The sequence below is a fragment of the Pseudomonas sp. I2 genome (genome assembly GCF_040984075.1).
GTDB classification, from domain to species: Bacteria; Pseudomonadota; Gammaproteobacteria; order Pseudomonadales; family Pseudomonadaceae; genus Aquipseudomonas; species Aquipseudomonas guariconensis_B.
On sequence record NZ_JBCGFQ010000005.1, the window covers coordinates 111,839 to 127,431 of the forward strand.

A 15,593-nucleotide genomic window follows, 5' to 3' on the forward strand; every position below is an offset into this window, starting at 1 on the left:
AGCTCCTTGTGCTCAGAAGTCGTAGCGGGCTGTGGCACCGACGGTGCGCGGCGTGCCGAGCACGCCGGCATAACCGCCGTTGGCGGAGTTCCACAGGCTGGTGAAGTAGGTCTTGTCGCCGGCGTTCTTCACCCACAGCGACAGATCGAGGACACCGTCGCCCTGGTCCAGGCGCACGCCGGCGGAGAGGTTGACGATGGCGTAGCTGGGAATCTGCCCGTAGTCGGAGTCGTCGATGGTGCCCACCGCCCTGGAGCGGAAGGCGTAACTGGCGGTGAGGTAGGGCTCGATGCGCTCGGCCAGTTGCCAGCTGTACTGGCCATTGAAGTTGGCGATGTACTTGGAGGCGCCGACCACCTGGTGCCCGGTCAGGTCGCAGGTGGCGGTGGCGTCGGCCAGGCTCACCTCCGGCGGGCATGGGGCGTCGTCGTACTCGGTGTAGCGCACGTCGTTCCACGAGCCGTTGACGTTGAGCGTCAGGCCGCGCAGCGGCAGCGCCATGGCCTCGAACTCCAGGCCCCGGGAACGCACGCTGCCGGCGTTGGCCAGGTACTGCACGCGGTTGACCTGGTCATAGACGTTGGCCTGGTAGCCATGGACCTCGGCCCAGAACAGGTTGGCGTTGAGTTGCAGGCGGTTGTCCAGCAGGGTGCTCTTGATCCCCAGCTCGGCGTTGTTGACCCGCTCGGTACCGACCAGCAGCGAGTCGGTGCCCAGGCGCGGCGCGGCACCTACGGTGAGGTTGATGCCACCGGACTTCTCGCCGTGGGACAGGCTGGCGTAGCCGAGCACCTCGTCGCTGAAGCGGTAGCTCAGGCTGAGCAGGCCGGAAGGGCTGAAGCTGTACTGGTTGAGGTCGCCCGAGTCGTAGGCGCCGACCCGGCCCTGGCGCGCGGCAGCCGCCCCACCCGTCACCGCCGCACCACCGATCGGCGCGTCGCGGGTGACCCAGGCGCTCTTTTCCTCGTAGGTGCCGCGTACACCGGCGGTGAAGTCCAGGCGCTCGGACAGGTGCCAGGTGCCCTGGGCGAACAGCGCGTAGCTGTCGGTGTCGATGTGGCCGTCGCCGAGGGTCGTGACATTGGCCAGGGCACCGGCCGGGGTGAGGTTCCAGATGTCCGCCTGGGGGCCGAAGTAGGTGAAGGACTTGTTGTCCAGGTCTTGCTTGAAGTAGTAAGCGCCCAGCACATAGTCGAAGAACCCACCGGTGGGCGAGGCCAGGCGCAGCTCCTGGGAGTATTGCTTGTCGCGGACCGAGACGCCGGCATTGTGGGCGGCTGCCACGTTGAGCCCGTCGTCGTTGCGCGGGGTGAAGTCCCACCAACGGTAGGCGGTGATCGAGGTCAGGGTGAAATCGTTGGGTAGGGTCCAGTTGGCCTCCACCGAGGTGCCGCCCTGGAATACCTTGACCATCTGGTCGGCGTCGAAATTGACCTTGCGGTCCTTGCCCGACACCAGCGTGGCGCCGGCCTGGGCCGCCAGGCTCTCGTAGCGGTTGACGCCGTTGATGGTCGGCCCGGTGCTGTAGAGGCTGAGGATGCCGTTGTTGGAGTCTTCCTCGTTGTATTCGCCGATCCAGCGCAGGTTGAAGGTCTCGCTCGGCGCGAACAGCAACTGGGTACGAAAGCCCTGGCGCTTGCCGCCGTTGAGGTCGTCGCCGTTGTAGACGTTCTTCACATAACCGTCGTCCTCGGTGTGGTAGGCGCTGATGCGCCCGGCGAGGGTTTCGCTGAGCGGCCCGGAGAAGCTGCCCTGGGTCTGCCAGTAGCCGTCTTCGCCCAGGGACGACTGGATGCTGCCCTCGCGGTGGAAGGTCGGCTTGCGGGTGGTGATGTTGAGCACCCCGGCAGTGGTGTTCTTGCCGAACAGCGTACCCTGCGGGCCACGCAGCACTTCCAGTTGCTCGACGTCGAGCAGGTCGAACACCGCCATGCCCGGGCGGCCCAGGTAGACGTTGTCCAGGTAGACACCGACGCTGCCTTCCAGGCCGTCGCTGGCCGGATTGTTGCCCAGGCCGCGAATGGAAATGCTCGACTGACGGGCATGGACGTAGGCGACATTGGTGCTCGGCACCAGTTGCTGCAGGTCCTGGACCCGGTAGATCCGCTGGGTTTCCAAGGTTTCGCTGCCGAGCACGCTGATCGGCGTGGGTACGCTCTGGGCGGTCTCCTCACGGCGGCGGGCATTGACCGTGACGGTGCCGAGCCTGGCGTCCTGCTGGGCCGCCGGGGCCACGTCGACCGGCGCTTGCTCGGCGAAGCTGCCGCCGGCCGTGGCCAGCAGCACGCCGGCGGCCAAGGGTTGCAGGGAGAACAGCGACACGCGGGCTGGCCAACGGTGAAGTCGGGACATGCAAATGCTCCTTGAGGCATGGGCCCTGGCGAGCATTTCCGTTGGCGGAACCGAATCGCGGTCAGGCAGGCTTATATTCTTTTAAGAGATATAAATATTTGTAATTCATATTTTGTGGAATAAGTAACTCCCTTTATAAGGATCGAGACCCTCATCAGCAATTGCATTCGACCGAAAGTTTCCATGTAGAAAATGCATATCGATCTCCGCCAGCTCCGCCACTTCATCGCCCTTGTCGAGCACCGCAGTTTCGTCGCGGCGGCGGCGGCGGTGAACCTGTCGCAATCGGCCTTCAGCCGCAGCATCCAGACGCTGGAACACAACGTCGGCTGCCGCCTGGTCGACCGCGCCAGCAAGGAACTGGCGCCGACCCGCCAGGGCCTGCTGGTGCTGGAACACTCGCGGCGCCTGGTGCACGGGGCGCACAACCTGGTCAACGAGATCAACCAGTTCAACGGCGCCACCACCGGGGTGGTGCGCTTCGGTTCCGGCCCGGCGCCGGCTGGGGGCCTGGTCCCTCGGGCGGTGGCGCGCTTCGTCGCCGAGTACCCGGCAGCGCGTACCTGTTTCCAGGTGGATAACTGGCAGGCGCTGAACCGCAGGCTGGTCGCCGAGGAGATCGAGTTCTTCGTCGCCGACACCCGCCAGTTCGAGGCCGACCCGGACTACCAGGTGCACAAGCTGACCCCGCAGCGCTGGCATTTCTGCTGCCGGGCCGGGCATCCCTTGACCGAGCGTGCCGAAGTGCACGCCCGCGACCTGTTCGACTACCCCCTGGCCACCACCTTCCGCCCGCCGAACATCCGCAAGGTCCTCGGCGACCTCAGCGGCCGCCAGGACTTCCTGCCCAGCGTGGAATGCGAGCATGGCTATGCGCTACTCAACGTGGTGCTGCATTCGGACACCCTGGGCATCGCCTGCAGCGCGAACCTGCGGCCTTACCAGCGGGAAGGGGGGTTGGTGGCACTGGAGCTTGCCGACCTTGCGCCGGAGCAGGAGGAAGCGTTCTACACCCGTTATGGGGTGGTGAGCCGGGTGGGGTATGGGTTGTCGGCGCTGGCACAGGGGTTGGTCAGGCAATTGATTGCCTGTGACAAAGAGGTGTAGCTGGCAGGGGCCGCTTCGCAGCGGCCCCAGGATCCATTGACCGGCTCACCCCTTGCGGATGGTCCGGCTCAGTTGCCCATCCACCCCCACCGGCACCTCGCCCGCCAAGGTCACCCGGCGCACCACCCGTGGCTGGGTGCCATAGTCATCCACCGCATAATGCTGGGTCGCGCGGTTGTCCCAGATCGCCACGTCACCGGCCTGCCAACGCCAGCGCACGGTGTTCTCCAAGCGCGTCACGTGCCCCTGCAGCAAGGAGAACAGGTAGGCCGAATCGGCCTGCGAGTACCCCTTGATGCGCTTGACGAAGTGCCCCAGCTGCAGCACCCGCTCGCCACTGACCGGATGCACACGGACCACCGGGTGCTCGGTCTCGTACACCGTCGAGGTGAATATCTTGCGGTAGCGCTCGAGCTTCTCGGGCTCGACATCCGGCTTGGCACCGGCATAGTCGTATTCGTTGCTGTGCACCGCCCAGAGCTTGTCAGCCAGCTCGCGCAGCGGCTCAGGCAGGCTTTGATAGGCCGCGGCGGTGTTGGCCCACACCGTGTCGCCCCCCGAGGCCGGTGCCACCACGCTGCGCAGGATCGAGGCCTTGGGGTAGGCGTCGACGAAGGTCACGTCGGTGTGCCAGGAATTGGCCCGCTGGCCCTCGGCGCCATCGAGCTGCAGCAGGTAGCTGGTGCCATCGACCACCGGCACGGTGGGGTGGGCGACCGGCTCGCCGAGCAGCTTGGCGAAAGCTTCCTGGCCCTGGTCGTCCAGGTGGTCCTGGCCCCGGAAGAAGATCACCTTGTATTGCACCAGGGCGGCCTGGATGGCGTCGAGGGTGGCGGCGTCCAGGTCGGCGGACAGTTTCACGCCCCGGATCTGGGCACCGATACGGCCGGCGACCGGCTGGATGTCGAGTTCGGGGATCTGTGGCGCGGCGGCCAATGCAGCGTTGCTCATGTCGTGCTCCTCACGGTCGATGATGGGGTTGCGGGTTCAGCGGACGGCCTGCACGGCCCGGGCCTGTTGCAGGGCGGCATCGAGAAAGCGTGGCTCGATCCATTCGGACACCTGGAAGCCACGGCGGATCAGGCGTTCCTTGGCGGCAAGGTCCACGCCCTGCTGCAGCAGGCCGACGAATTCGGCATCCAGGCGCGGATCGAAGTAGTGGGCGAGGTCCTCCTGGGCCAGGTCGTCGCTCAGGATGGAGCGCGGCCAGTTGGCGGTGCTCGCCACCAGCTCGATGTAGGCGTCGCGGTTGTGCTCGTTTCGCAGCCACTGCACCGCCTGCTGCTGGGCATTGACCAGCCGCTGCACCAGGTCAGGGTGCTGGCGGATGAACTCGCCGGTGCCCAGCAACACCGACTGGGTACTGCCGGCCCCCTCCAGGTCGCGCGAGTTCACCGGCAACTCGACCAGGCCACGCTCGCGCAGCGACAGCAGGCTGGACAGGCCCCAGGTGGCGTCGATCTGCTTGGCTGCCAAGGCGGCGTTGGCCGCGTTGAAGTCGAGGTTGATGACCTTCAGCTCGCGCTCGGACAGGCCCTGGCTGGCCAGTGCGCTGGCGAACGACAGCTGGTTGGCGGTGCCACGGAACACCGCCACGCGCTTGCCCTTGAGGTCGTGCAGGCTGTGGATACCCGAGCCAGGCACCACGCCCAGGTAGCTCTTGACCCCACGTACCCCGGCGGACAGCACGCGGGTATCCAGGCCATTGGCCTTGCCGATGATCGCCGCCAGATCGCCCAGGTAGGCGAAGTCCGCCTGGCCGTTGGCCAGGGCTTCGTTGACCACCGGCCCGGCGCCCTTGAAGAAGCGCCACTCGATACGGATACCGTCCTTGGCGAATTCCTTTTCCAGCAACTGCTGGTCACGCAGCACATCCACCACGCCTCCAGCGCTGGGCTTGCTGCCGGCGCTGAGGTCAGGCACGGCGATACGGATGCTGTCCGGCCTGGCCGTATCGGCGGCCTGGGCGCTCAGGGCGAATGCACTCAGCAGTCCGAAGGCACTGAGCAAGTGGCGAAAGGGCGTGTTCATGACAAGGCTCCTTGGCAGGCTGCCACCGGCGATGGCCGGCGCTTTGCCCAGAAGCTAGGCTGTCCGGATTAGAACCGACAAAGATCAAAACTTCATTTTTTAGTAACCAAAAGACATAAATCAGGCGACATGCGCCTTCGCGACGGGCTTGCGCAACGCGCATGGAAAATATGAGGAAAACGCAACGGCACAGGGCTTCCACGTACCACCGGCCCATGCTCTTATCCCTTGATCAGCGATCTAGTAAATTTTTAATTCCATAAACGCATAAATCAAAAACGCTTCGAGGGATGCCTGATGAGCGAAATCCTGAGCACGAGTCCATGGCGTCTGCGGGGGGCGCTTGGCGCTTTCGCCACTCCAGGCGCTCACCTCCTGCCGTGGGTGCTGCCCTTGGCCCTGGCCGCCTTGTGGGTCACGGCCAGCCGCCTGCACTGGATGAACGAACAGATCCTGCCGGCGCCGGCGCTGGTCTGGCAGAGCGCGCAGGAATTCGGCGCAGGCGAGCTATGGAGCCATTTGTGGATCAGCCTGCAACGGCTGTTCTGGGGCCTTTTGCTGGGTATCGCCAGTGGCTTGTTGCTGGGGGCCTGGCTTGGCGCGTCGCGTCGGGCACAGGCGCTGGTGCTGCCGACGTTCGTGGCCCTCGCGCAAATCCCCACGCTGGCCTGGATTCCGCTGTTCATGCTGTTTTTCGGCATCGGTGAGTTGCTCAAACTGGTGGTGCTGGTCAAGGCGGTGATCGTGCCGGTGACGCTGCACACGCTGGTCGGGGTGCGCGATGCCCAGCCCAAGCTGCGCGAAGCCGCTGCCGTGCTGCGCCTGCCGCCGCACCTGCTGTTCCTGCGCCTGCTGCTACCGGCCGCCCTACCCGCCTTCCTCGCCGGCGTACGCCTGGCCCTGGCCACCGGCTGGACATCGCTGCTGGCCGTGGAGTTGCTGGCCTCCAGCGAAGGCATCGGCTACCTGATGGTCTGGGGGCGGCAGCTGTTCATGCTCGACCTGGTGTTGCTCTGCATCCTGCTGATCGGCCTGGTCGGCGCCTGCATGGACCGTGGTTTCTCGACACTGGAGCGCCGCCTGCTGTACTGGCCGCAACCGGCCATGGGCGAGCAACCGCGCAGCACCGCCCCACGGAGTTGGCAGGGCCTACTGCTGCCGGTGGCGCTACTGGCGCTGTGGCAGGCCGCCAACAGCCTCGGCTGGGTCGACGGCAACATCCTCACCTCGCCGCTGGAGGTCCTGCGCAGCCTGCTGGCAGGGCTGGCGGACGGCTCGCTGCCCGAGGCCCTGTACCTGAGCCTGCAGCGCAGCCTCGTCGGCCTGCTGCTGGGTGGTGGTGCAGGCTTCGCCCTGGGCTTGCTGCTGGGCCTGGCGCCGGTGGCCGAGCGCCTGCTCGGGCCAAGCCTGTCGGCGCTGCGCCAAGTAGCGCTGTTCGCCTGGGTGCCGCTGCTCACCGCCTGGTTCGGCCTGGGCGAAGGGGCCAAGGTGGTGTTCGTCGCCCTGGCGGCGTTCTTCCCCTTGTTCATCGCCACCCAGCGCGGTATCGCCAGCCTCTCGCCGCAACTGGGCGAGGCGGCCCGCGCGCTGCGCCTGGGCTTGCCGCAACGCCTGCGCCTGCTGGTGCTGCCGGGTGCGGCCCCGTCGATCTTCGCCGGCCTGCGCCTGTCGCTCATCTATGCCTGGCTGGGCACCCTCGGCGCGGAATACTTCATGCCCTCCGATGGTGGCATCGCCAGCCTCATGCTCGGCGCCCAACAGCTGTTTCGCATGGACCAGGTGATGGCCGCCATGGTCTTGATCGGCCTGGTCGGCGCCCTGCTGGGCAGCCTCGGACAACGCCTCGAATCACGCGCCACGCGCTGGAGAACCGCATGAACGCTTTCAACACCTCGGCCCTGCACGCGGCCAACCAACCCGACGTCACTCCGCCACTGGTCAGCTTCGAGCGGGTCGGCAAGGTCTTCTCGGTGGACGGCCAGCCCTTCGAAGCCATCCGCGACTTCGACCTGACGATAGACGAGGGCGAGTTCATCGCCATCGTCGGTGCCTCCGGTTGTGGCAAGTCCACCCTGCTGCGCCTGCTGGTGGGGCTGGACACCGACTACAGCGGCAGCATCCGCGTCGATGGCCAGCCCGTCAGCGGCATCGGCGGCGAACGCGGCATCGTGTTCCAGGAACATCGGCTGTTCCCCTGGCTGACCGTGGAGCAGAACATCGGCCTGGGGCTGGTCAACGAGAAGCTCACCCAGGGCGAGCGTGCCCGCAAGGTGCACGCGTTCGTCCAGTTGGTGGGCCTGGTGGGCTTCGAGTCGGCCTACCCACACCAGCTCTCCGGGGGCATGGCCCAGCGCGTGGCGATCGCCCGTGGCCTGGTGGCCAGCCCGCGCATCCTGTTGCTCGACGAGCCGTTCGGCGCCCTCGATGCCCTGACCCGACAGCAATTGCAGGACGAGCTGCTGGCGATCCGCGAACGTGCCGGCATCACCACCCTGCTGGTCACCCACGATGCCGAGGAAGCGACCTACCTGGCCGACCGGGTGGTGGTGCTGGAGCCACGTCCGGGGCGGATCAAGGCGGTGGTGGAAATCGACCTGCCGCACCCGCGCCAGCGCACCGGCGTGGCCCTGCACGGTTTACGCGAGAAGGTGCTGCACCAGATCACCGGCGGCGAGGGCTACTTGCCGGCGCCCGTGCACAGGATCGAGAGCCTGCGCCCCGAGTTGATCGCCCTGTAGCGTTCAACGCCATCGCGCAGCGGGAAAGAAGCGCTCTACCAGCCCCTCGTCGGCCACGCGCCCGGCATAGGCCTGACGGTCGAACACCTGGCCGGTGCGCAGCTCATGGACAGGCTCGCCAAAGGGCCTGTCCACTTCGCGAAGCCTGAACGTGACGAAGCGGTAGTGCTCGCCCCGCACTTCGCCGACCCCGTCGATACGGAAGCACCGCCCAGGGAGGAACAGGACCTCCGCCTCCTGCCAGTGCAGCGACATCGGCGCCACCGGTGCGCCGCTGGTTTCTTCGCTACCGACCAGTTCGTACAGCACCGTATCGTCGTCGAACCAGGCTGACGCCTGCGCAAGCGGGCTGTCGGCAACGTCCGGCGGCAACATGAACCGGCGCGGGATGAAGGGATTGCTGGTGAAGGACGTGATGTCGGTGCTGACCAACAGGTCGCCGGCCTTGATCTCACCGGCGCGGTAACGGGCCCCCAGGCTGACGCGCGGGCTGCGCCCTCCTCGCCAGAGCAGCGAAGCCTTGCTCTTGGGCAACTGCTCCAGCGAGTCGGCCAAACGCTCGACGAAATCGCGCAGCTCGTCTTGCGCGATCCCTTGCAACCGTGACCTTTCGCCCCTGAACAGGTCGTTGACCTTGGCCATGTGGCCGCTGTACTCCATGACCAGGTCGTTATGGAACTCGCCCTCCTGCCTGAACGTATAGAAGCGCACCCCATCGCGCTCGACGAAGTGGTGGCCGAAGCGGTCCGCCTGCGCCATGTGCCCTTCGAAAACGGGCAGGCCTGCCTCTTCCAGATGTGCGGCCTGTCGGGCCAGGAGCGCACGCGACAGGCTGTCGCTCGATCGCCTGTCGGCATGCATGTAGGTGTCCCAGAACTGCCTCACCAGCCCATCCATGTCGCCGCCCGGTGCATACAACCGCCACCGGCCGTCCCGGCCCCGACGCACCAGCAGGCTCGGCTCCAGGGCATCCAGGTCTTGCACGACCATCCAGCAGGACAGCGAGGCGTGATAGCGCACCGGCAAGGACATCGCCTGCATTTCGATCCAGGTAGCGCCATCGTCGTCGAGCATCACACCTTCGAGTGGGCCGCCCTTACCCGGTGGCTCCGTGGGCACGCGGTTGTTGTCGAGCAGCCCAAGGCGCTCTGCTACCTGCCGGGCATCCTCGACCGGCTCCCAGGCTTGCGGTGTGAGCCGCAACCAATGTGGCGGATACGGGTGGACCAGGGCCTTGAGCCCAAGGCCTGCGTCGATGATCGAGAACACCACGACCAGCGCATCACCGAACGCCTCGAGGATAGCCCGGTCGCGTGCCCCGCTGGATCGAGCACGCACCGCCATGTCGATGTCCAGCACCATGCGCGCGGTACCGGCCCCCAGCATGGCCAGGCCGATCGGCCAGGCTGCAGCCGCGAAAATGCCGAACACCTGGATGAACGCGCCCAGGTAGCCGCGCCAGAGCTGCTTGCGCAGTTCGGCATTGCCGACCAGGTTGTGCAGGACGGTGTTGAGGTCGGCCTTCGCCCACAGCTGCAGGGTGTCGAAAAGGTCCGGCAGCATCAACTCGCGGCCTTCGCCAAAGGGCCACGTCGGCGTGGTGAACGAGCCAACACGCTGGCGCAGCATCTGCAACCGGCCCCGCCGCTCGGCCACCGGCGCCCGTTGGTCCACCCTGTACAGGGCGTCTACCCAAGCCTGCCCGTCGCTCCCGGCCAGGCGCTGGGCGATCCAGGTCAGCATCGCGGCGTGGTTGGCGAATGCCCGCAAGGGCATGGCCAGGGTCGGCGCGTAGAGCACGACGCGGCCTGACTCGTGGCTCAACGTGAACAGGTGCCCTGCGCCCGGTGTGTAGTGTCGCACGCTCGTGCCGGGCCCATGCCCGGAGCGCGCCAGCCGCGCCAGCGTCAGCGGTTGCCCGGCCTCGAAGCCGAGCCAGGCCAGCAAGTGCCTGCGATCACGCCTTTCCAGCAGCCCGGCCCGCACGCCTTCGTCGATCGCGGCGATGAAACGCGCCTTGGCCAGTAGCGCGAAGTCTTCGCCCTCCTCGCCCCAGAAGCGCTCGACACGGGCACGCATCACGGAGGCGAAATCCAGCCGCCACAAATCATCCATCACCGCCTGCGGCAGCAGCGCCACTTGATCGTCAACGCCATATTCGCCCGCACCGGCCGCCCGCGTGTAGAACCCGCCGAACACGGGCAGCACGTCGGGCGCTGCCTGAAAGCCACCGGCGAAGCGGTGGATCAACAGTTCAGTGAAACGCATCGAGCAGCGCGGCGGGCCGGCATGGCGCCAGCCGGTGAACGTCGGGGCACTGACACCGCTGTCGAATACGTGCCACCAGACGTTGTCGGGGTCCAGCGCCTGGCCGGTATGCTCACGCAGATAGACGCCCGCCGCTTCATGGGCCAAGCGGTAGGGGTCGGGCCAGGCCGCAAGGTATCGACGGGCCTTGTCCATCACCGCTCGCGCATCGCCCAGGGAGGCCAGGCTGCGTGCGTAGTGTTCACTATCGATTGCCATGTGAAGATCCTTGGTCGAGAAGGATCCTCGATTAGGCGCACACGCTCTCCCTGCAAGGCGTTAACACTTTCCTACCCGCTCGGCGCGTCCTGTGCCGAGAGGGCTGCGCCTCCCAGTTCGCGTAGGTACGCCCAGGGATAGATGCCCTTGTCGTGCCCGTCGCTGAACACCAATTGGACGCCATAGCCATGTGGCGCGATGCGCTCCAGGCGCACATCGTCGCGCACCAGGGCGATCCCCCCGCGCAGCTTCGTCGCCCGGCACCACGAGCAGGGGCAGGCACCGCGCAGTCGGACATGGCTGATCACCTGCTCAGCATCGCGCCATTGCACGCTCAACTGCCTCGCACCACGCTGGTTGCGCAGGGCGCTGGGAGCGTCCATCAGGCCGCCCCTTGCAACTGCGCCAGGGCGATGCGCACAGCCTTGCGCACTTCCGGGTCGCTGTCTGCCTCGGCTGCCTGCAATGCCGGCAGGGCCTGGGCCCTGCCCAGCTCGCCCAGGGCCAGCGCCGCTTCCTTGCGCAGGTTGGCGATCCTATGGCCGAGCAAGGTGGCCAGCGCATCCAAGGCCTGGCCATGGCGCAGGCGCCCCAGCGAGCGGGCCGCCCGCAGGCGCACCTGCCAGTAGCTGTCGTCCAGCGCCGCGACCAACGCCGCCCCCGCATCGCCCACGCCCACCTTGCCCAAGGTCGTGGCGGCCTCTTCGCGTACCTGCCAGGCGTCGTCGCGCAGGGCTGCGACCAGGGCCGGCAGAACACTGGCATCACGGGCCAGCCCCAAGGCGCCGATCGCTGCACGGCGGACCTCGGTGTCCGCTTCTTCCTCCGCCAAACGGGCCAATGCCGGCAAGGCGGGCACGTGCTTGAGCCAACCGAGGATACCCACCGCCTCACGGCGCACCGAGGCGTCGGCGTCGGCGAGCGCTAACAGCGCTGGCCCGGCGGCGTCCTCCAGGCGCAGCTCGCGCAGGGCACGCAAGGCACTGGCGCGGACGAAGGCATCGGCATGGCCCACCCACGGCAGGATGAGCGGCCCGGCTTCCAGCGACTTGAGTTCGCTCAGGCTCTGGGCCGCCGCCAGGCGCACCGCTTCGTCAGCATCAGCCAGGGCGGCGCACAACGCCTGGACCACCTCGGGCTCTTCCCAGGCCTCCAGCAAGCGCGCGGCCTCGGCCCGCACCGTGGCATCGGCGTCGACCAGCACGGCGTCGGTCAACCAGGGCAGGCCGTCCGGGTCTTCCAGGTCGGCCAGGGCGATCAGGGCGATGCGCCGCACGCCTGCGTCGGCATCGGCCAGGCGTGGCAGCAGTTCGAGGATGTCGGGGTTGTCGGTGGTACGTTCGGTCATAGGGCTATCCGCAGCGGTGGGTGGTCGGCATCGGGCAGGCCCAGCGGCGTCAGACGCGGCAGTTCGCGGCCTTCTTCATGTCGCAGCAGGGCCAGGCAATGGCGCTTGAGGTGGGTGAAGGCCGGGCTGGTCAGCAAGCCAGCCTGGCGCGGACGGGCGAAGTCCAGGCGCAGGTCCTCGATGATGCGCCCGGGGCGCGGGCTCATGACCAGCAGACGGTCGGCTAGGAACAGCGCCTCGTCGATGTCATGGGTAACGAACACCACGGTGGTACGGATGCGCGCCCAGATGTCCAGGAGCAACGCCTGCATGCGCGAGCGGGTCTGGGCATCGAGGGCGCCGAAGGGCTCGTCCATCAGCAGCAGGCGCGGCCGGTTGATGAGCACCCGGGCGATCTCGGCACGCTGCTGCATGCCGCCGGAAAGCTGGTTGGGCCAGCGCCCGGCGAAGTCGGCCAGGCCCACCAGGCGCAGCATTTCACCCGCCTGGCGGTGCCGTTCGGCCTTGCCCAAACCTTGCATCTTCAGGCCGAAGGCGACGTTGTCGAGCACGCTGCGCCAGGGCAGCAGGGTATGGTGCTGGAACACCATGCCGCGCTGGGGCGAAGGCCCGTCGATGGCTTGGCCATCCACCCGCAACTGGCCGGAGCTGGGCGCCAGGTGCCCGGCCAGGGCGCCCAGCAAGGTCGATTTGCCGCAGCCGGATGGCCCGAGGATGCAGACGAACTCGCCAGGGGCGATGGCCAGGTCCAGCGCCTGTACCGCCTCGAATGCCTCACTGCCCTGCCCCAGGCGGATGGACAGCCCACGTGCCTCGATGCGCCCGGGCTCCGGCGCCTGTCGATAGCTGCCCATCATGCGCCCCTCCGTGCCCGGCACCAAGGCGTGGCCAGCGCGCCCAGGCGCTTGACCAGCGCGCTGCTGCCCATGCCCAGCAGGCCGATCAGCAACATGCCGACGATGATGTCCGGGTAGTTCTGCAGGGTGTAGGACTCCCAGGTGTAGTAGCCGATGCCGAACTGCCCGGAGATCATCTCGGCGGTCACCAGGCAAAACCACGAGGTGCCCATGCCGATGGCCAACCCAGTGACGATGCTCGGCAGCGCCCCTGGCAGGACCACCTCGCGCAGTATCGCGTAGCGGCTGGCGCCCAGGCTGCGCGCCGAGGCCACCAGGCGCGGGTCGATCGCCTCGACACCATGCACGGTGTTGAGCAATACCGGAAACAGCGCCCCGGTGAAGGTGATGAACACCATCGACAGTTCCGAGGACGGGAACATCAGGATCGCCAGCGGGATCCAGGCCACCGCCGGGATCGGCCGCAGCACTTCCAGAGGCGGCAGCAAGGTGTCCTCGGCCCATTTCGAGCGGCCGATCAGCAGGCCCAACGTCACCCCCAGCACGGCGGCGACCAGGTACCCGGCGAAGACCCGCGACAGGCTGCTGCCCAGGTGTGCCAGCAAGGCACTGGAGGCCAGCAACTGCCAAGCGGCGTCGAGCACGGCCCGTGGCGTGGGCACGTAGGTGAAGGTGAACAGCCCCAGGTCCAGCTTCAGCCTGGCGGCCAGGTGCCAGAACAGCAGGCAGGCCAGCAGGGAAGCCAGGCGCAGGGGCCAGCGCTTGAGATCGCGGCTCATGAGGGTGTCTCCCGGTCAGCGCTGGGCAAGCAGCTTCTGGTTGGCGCTGACGAAGTCCAGTGCCTCGCCACCGTGCGCCTGGGCATAGCGCTGCGCCTGCTCCTTCAGCAGGAAGGCGGCCAGCTCACCCTTGGCGTTGCGTACGAACCAAGCCTGATTGGCGAGCAACTTGATGCCGCTGTCGGCGGCCTGGGCGTAGATAGCGCGGATGTCCTTGCCCGCTTGCTCCAGCTGCGCCAGGGCGCTGAGCGCGGCTTCGGGCGAGGCGTAGTGGCGGACCTTATCCTCGCCGCGCACCCAAATCTGCGCCAGGCGGCTGAAGTCGGTGATCGGCTTGCCGGTCAGCGCATCCGTGGCCTGCAACGGCAGCGGGTCGTAGTTGTGCAGGGCCTTGTCATAGTCGAGTCCGGCTTGCGCGAAGGCGGCACGGATATACCTGTCGTCGATGAACCTGTCGGTGTCCAGACCACGGTCGGTCTTCTTCAGCAACTTGAGGGTATCGATGGAGGTCGCCACGGCCTGGCGGTATTCCGGTTTCCAGGTCAGGTCGCGGGTTTGCAGGCCGAGCGGGCCGTGGAACAGGTAGTTGACCTCAGCCTCGATGCCGGTGACTTTCTCGATCAGCTCGCTGTACTTTTCCGGCTCGGCGGCGATCAGGCGGTCGGCTTCGAGGCTCGCTCGCAGGTAGGCGGTGACCACTTCGGGGTACTTCTGCGCATAGTCGGCATCCACCAGGGCACCATGCAGCGTCGGCGCGTTGGCCTGGGAACCATCGTAGATCTTGCGGGCGAAGCCACGGTTGGGGAACAGCTCGGCGAACGGTACGAAGTCGGCGTGGGCCTCGATGCGGTTGCTGCGCAGGGCGGAGCCGGCGATTTCCGGCGCCTGGGCAATGATCCGCACGTCCTTCTGCGGGTCCCAGCCCTGGGCGGCGATGGCCCGCAGCAGCATGCCGTGGGCGGTGGAGGCGAAGGGCACGGAGATGGTCTTGCCCTTGAGCTCGGCCAACGACTGCACGGCGGACGCGGCCGGCACCACGATGCCGTTGCCGCTGCCCTGCACGCTGCCGGACAGCACGCTGATGAACAGGCTGCGCTTGCCGGCATCGAGGTGGGCGACACCGTTGAACGAGCCTGGGAAGTCGGCCATGGCGCCGAAGTCGAGCTTGCCGGCGACCATCTCGTTGGTCAGCGGCGCGCCGCTGGTGAAGTTCTTCCATTCGATCTGGTACTTCGCGTCCTTGTACTTGCCGTCATGGGGCAGGTACTTCTCCAGCAGGCCCAGCTCGCGGATCAGCAGGCCGCCGGTGGCGCAGTTGATGGTGGTGTCCTGTGTGCCGATGGCCACACGGATGGTCTGGGCATTGGCGTTCAGGCCAACGATCGCCAGCGCGAGGCCGGCCACGGTTGCAACAAGGCGCATGGGTGTTTCCCCTCGAATCGTTTGAGTCATTGGAGTCGTCTCCGCCACCAGGCGGGGTGGTGGGAAACGAGGGGGCTTTGCAGATGGGCGTCCGGTGGTTTGGCCGGATGGCGTGAGGCTAAGGGTTCGTTTCAGCGCAGCAGGTAGGGAATGTCGACCTTCACCGCGCCAGTCGGGCAGTCTTTCTCGCAAGGCATGCAGTACCAGCATTCGTCGAAGGCCATGTAGGCCTTCTGCGTGGCCGGGTCGATGGCCAGCAGGTCCATGGGGCAGACATCGACGCAGACGGTGCAGCCCTTCTCGGCGATGCACTTGTCTTCGTCGATGGTCACCGGGGCGCTGCTGCGGAAAAAGATGTCCTGGGGACGATAGGGCATGTCACGGAGTCCTTGGAGCCTTTGGCTCTCGTTTCTGAGTTCTTCGGTGATCCAGT

At 66.9% G+C, this 15,593-nt stretch carries 13 protein-coding genes; 3 read left to right on the forward strand and 10 right to left on the reverse strand.

Annotated elements, in window-relative coordinates; translation table 11 throughout:
- Positions 1 to 12: 12 nt before the first annotated feature.
- Positions 13 to 2,352 (reverse strand): TonB-dependent receptor, encoded by a 2,340-nt coding sequence (locus tag WCE05_RS04370; protein WP_368815503.1) that lies wholly within the window; start codon positions 2,350 to 2,352, stop codon positions 13 to 15.
- A gap of 192 nt (positions 2,353 to 2,544) precedes the next feature.
- On the opposite strand from WCE05_RS04370, the gene WCE05_RS04375 reads away from it, so the two are divergent.
- A complete protein-coding gene (locus WCE05_RS04375; RefSeq protein ID WP_225786677.1) occupies positions 2,545 to 3,459 on the forward strand; it encodes a LysR family transcriptional regulator in 915 nt (304 codons plus the stop codon).
- Between the two features lie 45 nt (positions 3,460 to 3,504).
- Here WCE05_RS04375 and WCE05_RS04380 read toward each other — a convergent pair whose 3' ends face one another.
- A complete protein-coding gene (locus WCE05_RS04380; protein ID WP_368815504.1) occupies positions 3,505 to 4,410 on the reverse strand; it encodes a TauD/TfdA dioxygenase family protein in 906 nt (301 codons plus the stop codon).
- 36 nt (positions 4,411 to 4,446) lie between these two features.
- Positions 4,447 to 5,490 carry an ABC transporter substrate-binding protein gene (locus WCE05_RS04385; RefSeq protein ID WP_225786679.1) on the reverse strand — a complete coding sequence of 348 codons (1,044 nt, stop codon included), beginning with the start codon at positions 5,488 to 5,490 and terminating at the stop codon, positions 4,447 to 4,449.
- 297 nt (positions 5,491 to 5,787) lie between these two features.
- Between WCE05_RS04385 and WCE05_RS04390 the strand changes: the two genes are divergently transcribed.
- Together WCE05_RS04390 and WCE05_RS04395 are read left to right on the forward strand one after the other, a co-directional pair.
- Positions 5,788 to 7,368: an ABC transporter permease gene (locus WCE05_RS04390; RefSeq protein ID WP_368815505.1), complete on the forward strand. Its 1,581-nt coding sequence runs from the start codon at positions 5,788 to 5,790 to the stop codon at positions 7,366 to 7,368.
- Positions 7,365 to 8,228, forward strand: a complete 864-nt coding sequence (locus WCE05_RS04395; RefSeq protein WP_225786681.1) for an ABC transporter ATP-binding protein — start codon at positions 7,365 to 7,367, stop codon at positions 8,226 to 8,228. The genes WCE05_RS04390 and WCE05_RS04395 overlap by 4 nt, the downstream gene beginning before the upstream one ends.
- 3 nt (positions 8,229 to 8,231) lie before the next feature.
- Here the strand turns inward: WCE05_RS04395 and WCE05_RS04400 are convergent, their stop codons facing one another.
- From WCE05_RS04400 to WCE05_RS04430, 7 genes are all read right to left on the reverse strand, one after another.
- Positions 8,232 to 10,754 carry a DUF6543 domain-containing protein gene (locus WCE05_RS04400; RefSeq protein WP_368815506.1) on the reverse strand — a complete coding sequence of 841 codons (2,523 nt, stop codon included), beginning with the start codon at positions 10,752 to 10,754 and terminating at the stop codon, positions 8,232 to 8,234.
- A gap of 71 nt (positions 10,755 to 10,825) precedes the next feature.
- Complete coding sequence (locus tag WCE05_RS04405) at positions 10,826 to 11,137, reverse strand: gamma-butyrobetaine hydroxylase-like domain-containing protein (RefSeq protein ID WP_253080620.1); 312 nt, start codon at positions 11,135 to 11,137, stop codon at positions 10,826 to 10,828.
- On the reverse strand, positions 11,137 to 12,102 hold the full coding sequence (locus WCE05_RS04410) for a HEAT repeat domain-containing protein (protein WP_225786683.1): 966 nt from the start codon (positions 12,100 to 12,102) through the stop codon (positions 11,137 to 11,139). The genes WCE05_RS04405 and WCE05_RS04410 overlap by 1 nt, the downstream gene beginning before the upstream one ends.
- Complete coding sequence (locus WCE05_RS04415) at positions 12,099 to 12,956, reverse strand: ABC transporter ATP-binding protein (protein WP_225786865.1); 858 nt, start codon at positions 12,954 to 12,956, stop codon at positions 12,099 to 12,101. The genes WCE05_RS04410 and WCE05_RS04415 overlap by 4 nt, the downstream gene beginning before the upstream one ends.
- Positions 12,956 to 13,738, reverse strand: coding sequence for an ABC transporter permease (locus WCE05_RS04420; protein ID WP_225786684.1), 783 nt, complete (start codon positions 13,736 to 13,738; stop codon positions 12,956 to 12,958). Before WCE05_RS04420 ends, WCE05_RS04415 begins: the two co-directional genes overlap by 1 nt.
- 15 nt (positions 13,739 to 13,753) lie before the next feature.
- Positions 13,754 to 15,160: an ABC transporter substrate-binding protein gene (locus WCE05_RS04425; RefSeq protein WP_225786685.1), complete on the reverse strand. Its 1,407-nt coding sequence runs from the start codon at positions 15,158 to 15,160 to the stop codon at positions 13,754 to 13,756.
- A gap of 131 nt (positions 15,161 to 15,291) precedes the next feature.
- Positions 15,292 to 15,537 carry a ferredoxin family protein gene (locus WCE05_RS04430; RefSeq protein ID WP_253080622.1) on the reverse strand — a complete coding sequence of 82 codons (246 nt, stop codon included), beginning with the start codon at positions 15,535 to 15,537 and terminating at the stop codon, positions 15,292 to 15,294.
- Positions 15,538 to 15,593 lie beyond the last annotated feature (56 nt).